Origin of the sequence: Vibrio sp. V38_P2S17PM301 (genome assembly GCF_009904845.1) — a bacterium.
Classification (GTDB): Bacteria; Pseudomonadota; Gammaproteobacteria; order Enterobacterales; family Vibrionaceae; genus Vibrio; species Vibrio proteolyticus.
In genome coordinates, this window is record NZ_WXWO01000066.1 from 1 (window position 1) to 14,514 (window position 14,514).

Genomic DNA, 14,514 nt, shown 5'->3' on the forward strand with positions numbered 1-14,514 from the left:
TTTCGAGCAATATCGAGCCAATTTGCAACGCAATGAAACGTTAACAAAACCTCATACAAACAGAATAAAGACCCAGAAAATAACAAACTAATCATCAATTTAAAGAATAAAAATCCACTCGTTATATGTTTTTGGAGTTTTATATTTTTTATATTTCGAAATTATTCCAAGAACATGATAGTTCAGCTTTTTTTTGTGAACGAGATCGACCTTTAGTCGAAAAGAATTCCATTTCGTGAACTAAGTACTGTTTAGCAATTTGTGCTAACATCGCGGCTCCGTAACGTAGGTCACAATATGCTAACCAGTAACATTCAAAAAAACATTCACCACAGCTATCAGAACCTCAAAGAGCAGCTGGATAACTTTGTACCTCGTCGCGCTCAGAATTATCTGGTGGCGGAAATCGCCAAGACGTTATGTGGTGAGTATCACAAGTCAAATCGCATATTGGTGGCTGAAGCCGGAACCGGCATCGGTAAATCCCTGTCCTATTTAATGGCTGCAATCCCCGTAGCCTTGTTCAACAATCGCAAAGTGGTCATTTCTACGGCCACCGTTGCTTTACAAGAACAGCTGGTCAACAAGGATTTGCCCCTCTATCGTCGCCTCACCGATAAAGAGTTTTCATTCATTCTTGCCAAAGGACGTCAACGTTACTGTTGTGCCGAAAAACTCGCGACCGCCAGCGGTGTCGATGGTGGTCAAATGGCCATGTTTGAAACCAAACCCAAAAAGAAAGACATTGAGTTACTTGAGACGATGTATCGCAGCCTGGCTCAGGGAAAATGGGACGGCGACCGAGACTCTTGGCCAAAGCCCATTCCGGATGAACTCTGGCAACTGATCGTCAGTGATAAACACAGTTGTAATAACAGTATGCCAGCCCATCGTGGCTGCCCGTTCCAAAAAGCGCGTTCTGAACTGGATAAAAACGACGTTATTATTGCCAATCACAGTTTGGTGATGGCGGATTGTGATTTAGGTGGTGGGGTGATACTACCTGAACCGGAAAATACCATTTATGTGTTTGATGAAGCTCATCATCTGCCACATGTAGCTCGTGACCACGCCTCTGCAGCAGCCAGCCTGAAAGGCGCTTCGGCCTGGCTGGAACGACTGAATCAAACGGTATCGAAATTCGCCGGCCTGGCTGACGCGAAACGAGTTAACCGGTTTTTGAGTGAAGTTCAGGACTCAGCACAAGTTTTAATTCCATCGCTCAGTCAGTTGGCTCGTCAGTTCGACCCCACTCATTTTGAAGATAAGATTTATCGCTTTGAAAACGGCGATCTTCCCGACTGGCTGGAAAAAGAAGCACAAGAACTAAAACGGTACTCTCAAAAAGGCGCACAGGCAGTAGCAAAAATTGCCGATCTGATAGCGGAACGGGTAAAAGATGGTGAGTTAGCGAATCGTCTGGCCGAGCCCGCATTGGCTGAACTGGGCTTTTACATTCAGCGTATGGATAACCTTTCTCAGGTCTGGAAATTAATGGCAGAGCCTAAACGGGAAAAAGGCGCCCCGTTGGCGCGCTGGCTTGAACTGAGCCCCGATCGCGAAGGCGATTTTATCGTCAACGTGTCCCCTTTGGAAATAGGATGGCAGCTCGATCAACAGCTTTGGAGTCGCTGCGTGGGAGCGATATTGCTCTCGGCAACGATGCGAGCGCTCAATTCATTCAGCTACTTTTGTCATCAAGCCGGAATCAGCCAAAAAGAAGAGTATGGAACCCGTTTTCTGGCTCTGGCCTCACCGTTTGATTATCAAAATCAGGGAGAACTGTATCTGCCGAAGCTCAAATACGAACCTCAGGCACCACAGTTTACCGACTATCTGGTGGAAATACTGCCCGATCTGATTAAAGACCGTGGGGCCAACCTTGTGTTGTTTGCTTCCTATTGGCAGATGAATCAGGTAGCCGATGCGCTATCAACAGAATTCGTTAAAAGGGGCTGGTCTCTACAAATACAAGGCACTTCGTCCCGAACAGAAATTCTAAATAAACATAAAACGCTGGTTCAATGTCAAAAAACCAGTATTTTATTTGGAACAGGCAGTTTTTCTGAAGGATTAGATCTTCCAGGAGAATTGCTGGAGAACCTGATCATTACTAAAATCCCCTTTGCCGTTCCAACTTCACCCGTTGAACAAGCACACTCTGAGTACATCGAAGCTCGGGGCGGCAACCCGTTTATGCAGATCACCGTCCCGGAAGCGAGCAAAAAGCTGATACAATCCGTAGGTCGTCTGCTGCGTAAGGAGCGCGATTCTGGTAGAGTCGTCATCCTTGACCGACGAATCATTACGAAACGCTACGGCAAAGCTCTGCTAGACTCTTTGCCGCCTTTTAAGCGAACTATCGAATACTAACCACATCGCGTATCGATGCCGTGATGCCTCAGATTAAAAGAGATTTATGGAATTAATTGAGCCGAGCTTGCTCATCGTTTTAGCGCTTGTAGCATTCCTGGCCGGCTTTATTGATGCCGTAGCCGGAGGCGGAGGCATGCTGACTGTACCTGCCCTGCTCTCTTTGGGGTTGCCACCTCATATCGCACTGGGTACTAACAAACTGGCCGCGACGTTTGCCTCCTCCACGGCTGCATTCACCTATTATCGCAAAAAGCTGTTTAAGCCAAAATGTTGGTTTCGAGCTTTTATTGCTACCTTGATCGGGGCGGCGCTCGGCACCCTGTTTGTTGACATGATCAGCACCGACTGGTTAGAAAAAGTTCTGCCATTGATTATTCTGGCAGCGGCGATTTACACCATTTGGCACAAAACGCCGTCGGTCAGCCATAATGCCACCCCACCGCCTTGCGGTAAGTTCCACAAAAAACAGTATGGCCAGGGGCTGATTTTAGGTTTCTACGATGGGATGGCCGGACCTGGGACGGGCGCCTTCTGGACGGTCAGTTCCATGGCCCTCTATCGTCTGAACATTCTGTTGGCATCCGGCGTTGCCAAAGCGATGAACTTTACCAGCAACTTTACCTCTCTGATTACTTTTGCCATTCTTGGTCATATAGACTGGGTGCTGGGCCTGACCATGGGCATTTGCCTGATGGCTGGCGCGTTTGTCGGTGCACATTCTGCGATTCGTTTCGGAGCCAAGTTTATCCGTCCAATCTTCGTCAGCGTCGTCAGCATCCTTGCCGTCAAACTCGCTTATGATGCGTGGTTCGTAAATATATGAGCAAATTTGAACAGTTAAGCAGCACGCTGACACAACTGGCACTGGATGCCGCGCAACTGGATCGCCAGCGCGGCGAACAGTATCAACCACTGTTTGACGAGCGCCTGTTTCGTTGCAAAGGCCGTCTGTTGGTGCCATGCGCAGAAGAAGCGAAGTCAACCTTCGATACGATTTTGCGAGAAGAGCAGGCCGGTATGCTAACCGCCGGACGCGCCGAATATCTGACCGAGCACTTACTCGCTCAGATCAGCGCCATTCAGCGTGAGCTCTCAACACAAAACATCCGCAAAAACGCGCCTCGACATCACCATCATTTCCGCAAACCGATAAATGAGCTATACCAAGATTTGGCTCAGCATCAGGAATGGGAACGGCGACTGATTGATATGGTTCGAGAAAAGGAACGTGCGTTAAGCACCGCACCTTCGTTCCAACAGCACGAAGTGCAAAAGGCGTTACTTGCCACAGAACAACGTCTGAAACGATGCCAGGAAGCGAAAGTTAAACTGGAAAAACAGATCACCTACCGGGAGAAGCATCAGTAGTCATGTCAGACCCTAATTCACTGGAAAACGCGCCAGAAGAAGTCAAACTGGCGGTTGATCTTATCTATTTGCTCGAATCTAACCAAATCGATCCTGAAGTTGCGCTGAAAGCGCTCGACATCGTTAAATCGGATTTGGAAAACCAACTCGCTGAAAGAAGCTCATAAATTATGCTCCAACTTAGTTTTTCTCTAGACCAATTCCTGAGCCAGTACTGGCAAAAAAAACCCGTCGTTATCCGAGGCGGATTTGCAGACTTCGTCGATCCCATCAGTCCGGATGAACTGGCTGGCCTGACCATGGAAGAAGAAATCGATTCTCGCTTTGTTTCTAATCTCGATGGTCAGTGGAGTGCGGAACACGGCCCATTTGACGAAGAAAAATTGACTCAGTTGGGCGAGAGCCACTGGCAACTCATTGTACAGGCCGCCAACCACTGGCATCCGGGCGCCGCTCAACTCGTTGAGCCATTCAAAGCCATGCCTCAATGGTTGTTTGATGACGTCATGGTGTGTTACTCAGCACCCGGTGGCGGTGTCGGCCCACATATTGATCAATACGATGTATTTATTATCCAGGGCCAAGGCAAACGTCGCTGGAGAGTAGGAGCGCTGGACGAAGGGCAATACCAGGAACAATGCCGCACAGATGCGCTGCGTCAAATCGAAGGGTTTGATGCCGTGATTGATGATGTGCTCGAACCGGGCGACATTATTTACATTCCACCCGGTTACCCACATGAAGGCCAAACGCTGGAAGCGTCCATGAGCTATTCGGTTGGGTTCCGTTCACCCAAAGAACAAGAGCTGTTGAGTAATTTCGCCGACTATGTACTGGCGCACGATATGGGTGATGCCCACCTGCACAACCCCGAGTTGCAGGCACGTCAGGCGCACGGCGCTATCAGCCAGACGGATCTGGCGCAACTGGATACCATGCTAAATGCTGCATTGCGCTCGCCGGAGACAGTTCGTCATTTCATGGGCTGTATGCTCAGTCAGTCTCGTCATCAGTTGGATGTGGTAGAGCCAGAAGAGCCGTATCTTGAAGAACAAATCCAGAGCAACCTGTATGCAGGCGACGCGCTGTACAAAGTCTCCGGGCTTCGCGCGCTCTATCATGAAAACGAGCCTCTGACGGCCTTTATTAATGGCGAAGTCTTTCATGTTACTGACGACCAGGCACCGCTGCTACAACATTTGTGCAATGAGGACAGTGTGACTCTGGACGATCTGGAGAGCCATCAGTCACTCGAAACGTTTCAATTGCTGACTCAGTTAGTCAATAAAGGATTCTGGTACTTTCCAGAATATTGATTGAAAAAGGAGCCTTAAGGCTCCTTTTTTACATCGCAGATCTAAACTTTGAATTGTGACACCAGACTCTGCTGGCGTTCCGACATCTGACTGATCTCTGCCCCGACGCTCTCAGACTCTCCCGCCTGATCCAAAATCGTAGCGCTGAGTTCACGGATGTTAGCCACACTTTGATTCACTTCACTGCTGACGGCTTGTTGCTCTTCTGCCGCTTTAACAATCTGACTGTTCATATCATGAATGGAAGCGATAGATCGCAGAATGCGTTCCAACTCAGCCACTGCGTCATTCACCTGACTCGCGGACTGATTCGCCAGCAGATTGCCTTCTTGGATCGCCTCCACCACATCGCGAGTTCCGCGTTGTACTTTATCGATCACGTCGCGAATTTCCCCCACCGAATCCTGAGTCCGGCTGGCCAGGCTGCGTACCTCATCCGCCACGACGGCGAATCCCCGACCTTGGTCGCCCGCTCGCGCAGCTTCAATTGCCGCGTTCAGAGCCAATAAATTCGTTTGTTCTGAAACGCCTTCAATCACCGCCAGAATATCGGTAATGTTCGCGTTGTTTGCCGCCAGCTCTTCGACGATGGGGACTGCTCGGGTCATGCGCTCGACCAGATTCACCATCTCCTGCTGCGAACGGCCAATCACTTGTTGACCGGTGTCCGCAGACTGCTGAGCGGATTCCGCCGCTTCAACGGCCACTTCCGCATTGCTGACAACCAAGCCCGCGGTTTGGGTCATCTCTTCGGCGGCAGTGGCCACCATGTCAACTTCTTTAAACTGAGCCTCACTGCTACTGCGCGTTTGCTGTGCGGCTACTTTAGATTGCTCAGAGATCGCCGCCACTTGGTGCGTGCTGTCGACCACTTGGCGTATCGTGCCCTGTAACTTATCTAAAAATCGATTGAATCCCTGCGCCAATTGACCGATTTCATCCCCTGAATGGGTTTCCAGGCGTTGGGTCAGATCCCCTTCACCGGACGCGATGTCTTCCAGGCGGCGAACCACTTCACGAATGGGTCTGACAATACGTATGGCCAACAAAGTGATGACCGTTAACCCCAGCAATACCAGTACACCTCCCACAATTAACTCGGTTTGCACACCACCAGCAACTTGCTGGCTGATGGTCGCATCCAGAGAGTTGGCATCCGCCAGGACGCTGCTGTCCGGCATCTGGAAAATGACTCCCCAGGTTTGGTTTGCCACTTTGATCGGTGCAAAGACGGTCAGCCAGCGCCGATCCTCACTCCAAAAACTGGCCACCTCCCCACCAAACAACAAATCGGTAAGCTTGTCTGAGGGAAGCGATTTACTGCTGAAAGGGTCACCCGCTTTCAACGCTGAATTATCACTGGCAATCAGTGCACCGCTCAAACTGACAATGTAAACTTGTCCCTGTCCCGCAAACAGACTGGTGTCAGAGGCGCTGGCCACCGATGACAGTCCGTTAAGATTCAGATCAATACCAAAAAAGCCTATCGGCGTGTCATCAATGGAAATCGGTACAGAGATCGATGCCGTCAGCACCGTGCCTTGCTCACTTTCCACCAAACGGGGAGTAGACACGCAGGTATCGCCAGTCGATACAGGACAGAAAAAGCGCTCGCTGTTGGCGGCGTCGTTGATCGCTTGTTCAGACAGGACATGAGGTAAGACATTCTCACCATCAACCGACTGCTGCCAGTATGCAGCAAATCGACCCGCTTCGTTTGAACCGACGTAATCTGCATTTTCATAGTTGTTGTCTTCCCCATCCAGCATCTGAGGTTTAAACACCAGATAGGCGCCACGAATCGACTCAAAGTTGATCACAGATTTACGAACCATTTCGTCTAAGGCCGTGCGCAAATCTTCACTGGCACCAAAGTTTTCTTCACTATTGGTTTTGGTAAACAGAGCATTGGCCGCCAACATTTCTGAGCGGTAAATCGCTTCATTTAAATATTCCGTTACCTCGGTTGCATTGAGCAGAGCCCGAGTTTCAAGTAACTGACTGGATTTCTCTGCCACCGAAGCCGAGCTCTGTTTTTTAATGATTTGTTGATTCGTGACGGCGTTATAAACGGAAAATCCGACCAAAGAGAGAGAAGTCAGTAACAGGCAGCATCCTGCCAATAGCGTGATTTTCCACTGTACTGAAAGCGTTCGCATACAACATCCTTATCGCAAACTAAATGATCTGAAAGCGCTTTACCAGTGTTTAGGTTCTACACCGGCAATTTGCATTGTTTATAAATTAGACCACATTGTTTTTTTATATCAATCGAAAGTTTATAAAAATGTTAAACATCAATTAAGTGTTTAAAACGTCCGCGACGAAGCTCAGGGGAATATTTTCAAGTCGAGCTTCTGTGTTACCATCGAAACAAAGCGTACAAAAGGATAGAAAATGAAAGTTATCAGTTTCAACATCAATGGCCTGCGTGCACGCCTGCATCAGTTACAGGCTCTGATAGATAAACACCAGCCGGATGTGATCGGATTGCAGGAAATCAAGGTTCACGACGAAGCGTTCCCGCTTGAAGCGGTTGAAGCGATGGGCTACAAAGTCTACTTTCATGGTCAGAAAGCACATTACGGTGTTGCCATGTTGTGTAAGCAGGAGCCAATCGAAGTACGTAAAGGGTTCCCGACCGATAACGAAGAACATCAAAAACGCATGATCATGGCGACGTTTCTCAATGAACAAGGCGAAAAAGTCACCGTATTGAACGGTTACTTCCCGCAGGGCGACAACATCAGCCATGAAACCAAATTCCCTTATAAACGCCAGTTCTACAAAGATCTGATGACCTACCTCAATGGTTTCCATACTCAGGATGAGCAGGTAATCGTCATGGGTGACATCAACATCAGCCCGATCGATCTCGATATCGGCATTGGTGAACCAAACCGTTTGCGCTGGCTCAAAACCGGCAAATGTTCGTTCCAACCGGAAGAGCGTGAATGGCTGAAAACCTTGCTTGACTGGGGATTTGAAGACACCTTCCGTAAACTGCACCCAGGCGTCGACGATCAGTTCTCGTGGTTCGATTATCGTTCCAGAGGCTTTGACGATAACCGCGGTCTGCGTATTGATGTGATCCTCGCAACGCCATCACTGGCGGCAAAATGTCAGGAAGCGGGTATCGATTATGAGTTGCGTGGTATCGAAAAGCCCTCAGATCACGCTCCGATCTGGTCAGTCTTTCGCTAAAAACAAAGGGAGGCATAAGCCTCCCTTTATGAACCTTACAAAGGCCACTGAGCGATACCATCAACATTGACCGGACGTGTTGCGAACTCCGTGGTGCAATATCCCGTCTCGGATGTGGCAAAAAACTGCAACGGCATAGCAGCATACCCATTACTGCTGACCTGCAGTTTCGCTTTATCACTAAAAGCAAAACCCCACATTTCGAGGTAAGCGGTCATGTCGCGTGTGGCCACCTTAGACAGTGCCACCAGCAGCCAATCGTTGCGACTCATCGCTTTGGCTTCGTCCAGCGTGTACTGAGCAAAGCCGATACTTGCCCGGCCGCTGTTCCACACCTCAACCGAGTTATCAAGACGATTAAACTCGCGTTCTAGCAAGTGCAGACGCCCCAGCAAGTGCCAGCCATTGCTGACGACATGCTGCGATTGCGCTGACATCATCATCTGAATATAAATACGCGCGCCCCAGCTCCAACCAGTCAAATTTTGTTGCTGCATAAACGTTTGTGGATCCGGTTGGTTGCGACTGCTCTGCAACAACTCAAACAACGCCTTGAAGTCGAGAGACTGACAATCCGGATCCTGACCTGTTTCCTGATAGAAACGCGATTTGCTGTAGTAAGAGTAGAAGTTGGTACTGGCGTGCCCTTCCCAGCCTTCAAAGCGGAAGCGGCTTTTTTCCAGACCGTGGCCCAGTTCGTGCAAATCACCATGCCCCACCGGGTTAAATGCCCAATACGCATCGTAAGGATTTCCTGAACAGCCATAACCACAGTTAGCCTGATCGGCGTTCATGTGTTTCACCATATCTATGGTGTCTATTTGCCAGCCTTGGGCCTGACCGAAATCGTAAATGTCACTGATGTTATCAATTCCCGGACCTTGGAAGCCTGCCAGAGCATGAGGCAAGTTACTGACATAGCGTTCGGTCGCCATCGCCATGTCCGCTGGCGTCGGCCAGGTAACCGCATTGAGCGATTCTTTCATTTTATTTGCCGTCGAATGGACTTCAAAACCTGCGGTGATCAACTCAGCCCAGTCGTATTGGTCTGCATTCAGCGCGTCGATAAACGTTTGATTGTCTTCGCTGCCACGCCAGATTGGATGCAGTCCGATGTTTTCAAAGCGTAAACGGACAGAATGGTCATTGTCATCAAAATGCACCTGAAGCGGCCCACCGTACGCTGACGTGAGGCGAATGCTTTGGCCTGGCTCTAACGGGAACTGCGGCGACGTAAGAAACTTGGGTCGTTTGTACCCCTGGTCGGAAAATTCATGTGTCGCGCCGCTTCTGAGAGTATTGAATGCCACCGCGGTGGCGACCGGGCTATCATCCAGTCGTGTCACCACCACAGTTTCCCCCGGAAAAGCATACACGCCTGCTGCACGAAAATTGCGCTTGGCATTAAGCGTCACCTCCTGAGTGATGCGTGCCACATTAGGAAAGGTACTGCGACCAAAGTTGCCCAGATCAGGTTGTGCCGGATTGACGTCACGTGAGTAGTACTGCGTATAGTCAGCGAAGTAAGCTCGTAAGAAGTCAGCGTCCGCACTGGTGAGCTTATCCATCGGAAAACGGACATGATGACGATAATGATCTGCCAGCAGCAACAACAGTTTCTCGTAGCGATAATCCTCAGAAGCAAACAGATCGATGTTCTGACGATCCAGCGCCATTAACTGCTGCTGGATTGACGTTACTGCCTGATAAAACTGCCCATCCATCTGCGACGCTGCGGCGCAAGTTTTATCGTCACATTGAGACAGGTCGACACCAAAGTCACCGGACTCGAAACGCGCTAGCAGCGTCTGCTGAGCCTGAATATCTTCTGGTAAGTAGCCATTCAGTGTTGTCGCATCCCAGCCATCAACACCCAGTTTTCGCCAATAATTGTCCCCAACATAACGCACATGCAAAAGCTCAAATAACGCCTCACCCAGCGGGTCCATGTGCCCGTTCAGATGCAGGTACAACACCGGAATGCCTCGCGCCATGGCCTCTTTTACCGCACTGGTTACCACCTGTGCACTGGCGCCAGCCGTCGAATGCTGCGAAAGGATCAATAAATCCGGGTCAGCGCTCAAACAGGCCGCCAAAGCCTGACCATCGCATGCGTCCTGCTCGTTGTAGCTGACTTGACCAGGATAGCGAGCGTCCAGCCATGCTCTTGTGCCTTGTTCGTCTTTGAAGTAATAAGATTGATCCAGCTGCGCCAGCACCACTCGCATCTTGTTGCCGGACGTTGATTGCGTCAGCCAGCCAATCAGATTGTCCAGCCATTGGTGCATGGGTTCGTTGACACTGGATGGCGACATAAAACTAGTGCGAAACGGGTTACTGCCTAACACGGCGTAGCGCGCGGAGGACTGCTCTCCTGCCACGCCCAGCGTCATTTTCTGGTCGTCGTAGCCACTGACCATGGCTTTGTTGGTCATCAAGATGGGCGTATTGAAGCCAAATTGAGCCTGTAGCAACGCCGCATCATGGGTTGGATCCCAGTACAAGCCATCAAGCGACTGACCATCCGATACTCCAGATAACTGTGCTTTGATGGCGTCATACTCTACAGCCAGCTCCGCGACATAGCGCCGGCTTTCCTGAATGAATTGGTTGGGATCTGCGACCAGTAAGGCATGGCCCGAAGACAGCGCCTGTTCAAGCCGGGATTGTGAGTCCGGTAAAGGACTCGCATCCGCTTCCGATTGAGACCCATCGTCGCCCGATGGAGTGATGGTGGTGGCGCTACCTTGGTCGCTTTTACTGTCAGAGCCATCGGATCCACCGCAGCCAAACAGCAACACACCGATTATGAGGAAAATAAAACGTCGCAGCATGGTCACACTTCAAGTTAATGCAAAATACTGCGAGTCTACGAAACAAAGTGCAATACTCAAGTTATCAGAAAACTCTGACTCAATAATGCCACCCCGCTTCCAATAAAAAAGCCGATACACAACGGTGTATCGGCTTTTTTGCGCTTAACTTCTCGGCCTCAAATAGGCCAGGAAACGTTTTTCAGCGTATTTGAAACACCACAAAATAATAAACGTCAGACACATATAAAACATACCCGCCGTGAGGAAGGATTCAAATGGCGCGTAATAGCGTGAATTCACCAATCGAGCAGCCCCGGTCAGATCCATGATGGTAATGATGCCCGCTACCGCGCTGCCATGCAGCATGAAGATCACTTCATTACTGTAAGCTGGCAACGCACGACGCAACGCACTTGGCAGTACCACACGCTGATAAGTTTTAAATGTGCTCATCCCATAGGCTTTTGCCGCTTCCACTTCACCTTTCGGCAACCCATTGATCGCGCCCCGAATGATTTCCGCCGTATACGCAGAAGTATTCAGTACAAACGCAACCAAAGCACAGAACCAGGCATTCTCCCACAAGGTGTCTTTGACCGGAAAAAACTGATCCATACCGTAGTAAATCAGATACAACTGCACCAAAAGCGGTGTACCACGGAAAAAGTAAATGAACGCCCAGGACGGCCCGTTAAAAAAATAGTTGGGGCTGTTTCGGGCGATGGCCAATGGAATCGCCACGCATAAACCGATGACCAAGGCCAATGCAACCAACCAAACTGTGGTCCACAAACCGCTCAGGTAGATAGGAAAACTATCGACAATCAGAGAAAAATCCATATCTACCTCGCGTGAATACTGAACTTGCGCTCAACCAATTTCAGCAAACCGGTTGAAACACTGGTAAAGAAGAGGAAGATCAACGCCACCGCCATGTAAAAAGTAAAGGGCATTTTGGTGGATCCCGCAGCCAAAGAACTCATACGAACCATGTCTTCCAGACCGATAATCGATACCAGCGCCGTCGTTTTGAGCAGCACCAACCAGTTGTTACCGAACCCCGGAAGCGCGTGACGAATCATTTGTGGCAACAGAATGCGACGAAACGCAAGTGCTGAGCTCATGCCATAGGCTTTTGCCGCCTCCAGCTCGCCCTTATCAACAGCCATGATCGCGCCACGGAAGGTTTCCGCCATGTAAGCTCCAAAAATAAAGCCGATGGTCAGAATACCCGCGATGAACGGGCTGACATCAATGTAGTCAGGCAGGTAGGAGACCCACTCGTGATTCGGGTCACTGGCTGTAAACCAGTTGTTGAGCCATTCATTCACAGCGTACAAACTGTTGTTTAACATGATCTGGCCGCCGAAGAAGATAAGCATCATCAAAACCAGATCGGGAATACCGCGAATAATGGTGGTGTAAAGAGTGGCGATAGCTCGTGCCCAGCGATACGGCGCCAATTTCGCCAGCGCGCCGAGCATACCGAGTATCATAGCAAGCAGTAGCGACAGAACAGCAACTTCTATCGTCAGAACGGCCCCTTTGAGGATAGAGGCTTCATATCCCTGTAAATTCAGCATAGGTGAGTTCCTGATCCCTAAACTCAAAACTTGAAACCAGCTGCCGGATACCTCTAGGAACAGAAACCAGCAGCCGGGATCACGTTACGGCTTATTTGCCGTATACGTCGTAGTTAAAGTATTTCGCTGCGATATCCTGATAGATGCCTTTTTCACGCAGGGAAAGAATGGCAGCATCCAGTTTCTGAGTCAGGTCTTTATCCTGTTTACGAACAGCGATACCCATGCCTTCACCAAACCACTTAGGATCCGTCAACGAAGGACCAACGAACTCGTAGCCTTCACCGCCAGCTTTGTTCAGCACGCCTTCTTCCAGTGCAGATGCATCACCCAAAACCGCTGCGATACGGCCATTAGCCAGATCCAGATACGCTTCATCGAATGAGCCATAACGTACGATTTCAACTTTTTCACCATAGTTATCTGTCAGGTATTTATCGTGCGTCGTAGCACGCTGAACACCAATTTTTACGCCATCCAAGTTATCGAAATTCAGATTAGCACCTTTTTTCGCGATGAACTTGTTCGGAATCTGCGCATACTTTCCAGTAAAGTCGACTTTCTTCTTACGCTCTTCGGTGATCGACATCGCGGCAATAATGGCATCGTATTTACGAGCCAGCAGTGAAGGAATAATGCCGTCCCAATCCTGGGGAACGATCTTACATTCCACTTGCATCTCTTTACACAGCGCGTTCGCCATGTCGACATCAAATCCTTTCAGCGAACCATCCGCTTCAGTCCAGCTAAATGGAGGGTAAGCACCTTCAATACCGAAGCGAACTGTTTTCCATTCTTTCGCCTGAACGACACCGGTTGATGCAGTAGCAGCGAGTGCTGCAACAAGTAACCACTTTTTCATTTCCATACTCCTGTGATTGTAATTTTTTGTTTATTCATGTTGTGTATTTGCGGCACGCCTTGAGAACACGCGCAGCTGAAAAGGTCTATTTAATAGATAGACGAAATAAACTGTTGCAGTCGTTGAGATTCAGGATTTGTGAACAATCTCGCTGGATCGCCCTGCTCTTCCACCAGTCCTTGATGCAAGAACATGACGTGGTTAGACACATCACGGGCAAAGGCCATCTCATGTGTAACCACCAGCATGGTACGCCCTTCTTCTGCCAAATCTCTCATCACGCCCAAGACTTCACCCACCAACTCAGGATCGAGTGCCGAGGTTGGTTCGTCAAACAACATCACCTCTGGGTCAACCGCCAATGCGCGAGCAATCGCCGCACGCTGTTGCTGACCGCCGGACAAATGTCCAGGATAGTAGTCTTTACGCTCGTAAAGACCGACTTTCTTCAACAACACTTCCGCTTTTTCAATCGCTTCTTTTTTAGGCACACCTAACACGTGAACCGGAGCTTCAATGACGTTCTCCAACACGGTCATGTGCGACCAGAGGTTAAATCCCTGAAAAACCATCGCCAGACGCGAACGGATGCGTTGAACTTGTTTTTCATTAGCAGGAACAGATTCACCGGAACGGTTGTTTTTCATCTGAATCAACTCACCGTTTACCCAGATCTCACCTGCGGTAGGTGTTTCGAGTAGATTGATACAACGAAGGAAGGTGCTTTTACCTGAACCGGAAGAGCCGATGATGGAAATGACATCACCTTTATGAGCTTCCAGTGAGATGCCTTTCAGGACTTCGTTTTGACCGAAGGTTTTGTGCAGATCCTTAATATTCAGCGCTGGTACATCATTCATTGCGCTATTACTCCCTGTATGCAGTTTTTATGCAGTTCCCACCTGCATTTCGCTACAAACTAGCACCCAAAAAAGAATTACGCAACAAATTATTAACCTGTCATTTCTGGATACTATGCCACTTGATAT

12 protein-coding genes are annotated in these 14,514 nt (G+C 49.4%); 6 read left to right on the forward strand and 6 right to left on the reverse strand.

Features of this window, described 5'->3' with window-relative positions; all coding sequences use genetic code 11:
* Positions 1-297 precede the first annotated feature (297 nt).
* From dinG to CAG64_RS14865, 5 genes are read left to right on the forward strand one after another with little or no spacing between them, the layout of a single operon-like run.
* Positions 298-2,373 (forward strand): ATP-dependent DNA helicase DinG, encoded by a 2,076-nt coding sequence (dinG, locus tag CAG64_RS14845; protein ID WP_161488891.1) that lies wholly within the window; start codon positions 298-300, stop codon positions 2,371-2,373.
* 46 nt (positions 2,374-2,419) lie between these two features.
* The gene (locus CAG64_RS14850) at positions 2,420-3,199 is read left to right on the forward strand and encodes a sulfite exporter TauE/SafE family protein (protein ID WP_161447764.1); all 780 of its coding nucleotides are present in this window, start codon (positions 2,420-2,422) and stop codon (positions 3,197-3,199) included.
* The gene (gene priC, locus CAG64_RS14855) at positions 3,196-3,744 is read left to right on the forward strand and encodes a primosomal replication protein PriC (RefSeq protein WP_040902268.1); all 549 of its coding nucleotides are present in this window, start codon (positions 3,196-3,198) and stop codon (positions 3,742-3,744) included. Before CAG64_RS14850 ends, priC begins: the two co-directional genes overlap by 4 nt.
* 2 nt (positions 3,745-3,746) lie before the next feature.
* Positions 3,747-3,911 carry a pleiotropic regulatory protein RsmS gene (gene rsmS, locus CAG64_RS14860; RefSeq protein WP_021704120.1) on the forward strand — a complete coding sequence of 55 codons (165 nt, stop codon included), beginning with the start codon at positions 3,747-3,749 and terminating at the stop codon, positions 3,909-3,911.
* Positions 3,912-3,914: 3 nt separating this feature from the next.
* Complete coding sequence (locus CAG64_RS14865) at positions 3,915-5,060, forward strand: ribosomal protein uL16 3-hydroxylase (RefSeq protein ID WP_161447766.1); 1,146 nt, start codon at positions 3,915-3,917, stop codon at positions 5,058-5,060.
* A 41-nt stretch (positions 5,061-5,101) separates the two neighbouring features.
* On the opposite strand, the gene CAG64_RS14870 is transcribed toward CAG64_RS14865, so the two are convergent.
* Positions 5,102-7,219 carry a methyl-accepting chemotaxis protein gene (locus tag CAG64_RS14870; RefSeq protein WP_161447768.1) on the reverse strand — a complete coding sequence of 706 codons (2,118 nt, stop codon included), beginning with the start codon at positions 7,217-7,219 and terminating at the stop codon, positions 5,102-5,104.
* A gap of 238 nt (positions 7,220-7,457) precedes the next feature.
* Here CAG64_RS14870 and xthA point away from each other — a divergent pair, with 238 nt between their 5' ends.
* Positions 7,458-8,264 carry an exodeoxyribonuclease III gene (xthA, locus tag CAG64_RS14875; RefSeq protein ID WP_021704123.1) on the forward strand — a complete coding sequence of 269 codons (807 nt, stop codon included), beginning with the start codon at positions 7,458-7,460 and terminating at the stop codon, positions 8,262-8,264.
* Between the two features lie 35 nt (positions 8,265-8,299).
* Here xthA and CAG64_RS14880 read toward each other — a convergent pair whose 3' ends face one another.
* The 5 genes from CAG64_RS14880 to CAG64_RS14900 form a co-directional block, all read right to left on the reverse strand.
* Positions 8,300-11,098, reverse strand: coding sequence for an ImpA family metalloprotease (locus tag CAG64_RS14880; RefSeq protein ID WP_161447770.1), 2,799 nt, complete (start codon positions 11,096-11,098; stop codon positions 8,300-8,302).
* A gap of 144 nt (positions 11,099-11,242) precedes the next feature.
* Positions 11,243-11,920: an ABC transporter permease gene (locus tag CAG64_RS14885; protein WP_021704125.1), complete on the reverse strand. Its 678-nt coding sequence runs from the start codon at positions 11,918-11,920 to the stop codon at positions 11,243-11,245.
* Between the two features lie 2 nt (positions 11,921-11,922).
* Positions 11,923-12,663, reverse strand: a complete 741-nt coding sequence (locus CAG64_RS14890) for an ABC transporter permease (protein WP_021704126.1) — start codon at positions 12,661-12,663, stop codon at positions 11,923-11,925.
* Between the two features lie 91 nt (positions 12,664-12,754).
* The gene (locus CAG64_RS14895; protein WP_021704127.1) at positions 12,755-13,525 is read right to left on the reverse strand and encodes an ABC transporter substrate-binding protein; all 771 of its coding nucleotides are present in this window, start codon (positions 13,523-13,525) and stop codon (positions 12,755-12,757) included.
* A gap of 89 nt (positions 13,526-13,614) precedes the next feature.
* A complete protein-coding gene (locus CAG64_RS14900; protein ID WP_021704128.1) occupies positions 13,615-14,385 on the reverse strand; it encodes an ABC transporter ATP-binding protein in 771 nt (256 codons plus the stop codon).
* Positions 14,386-14,514 lie beyond the last annotated feature (129 nt).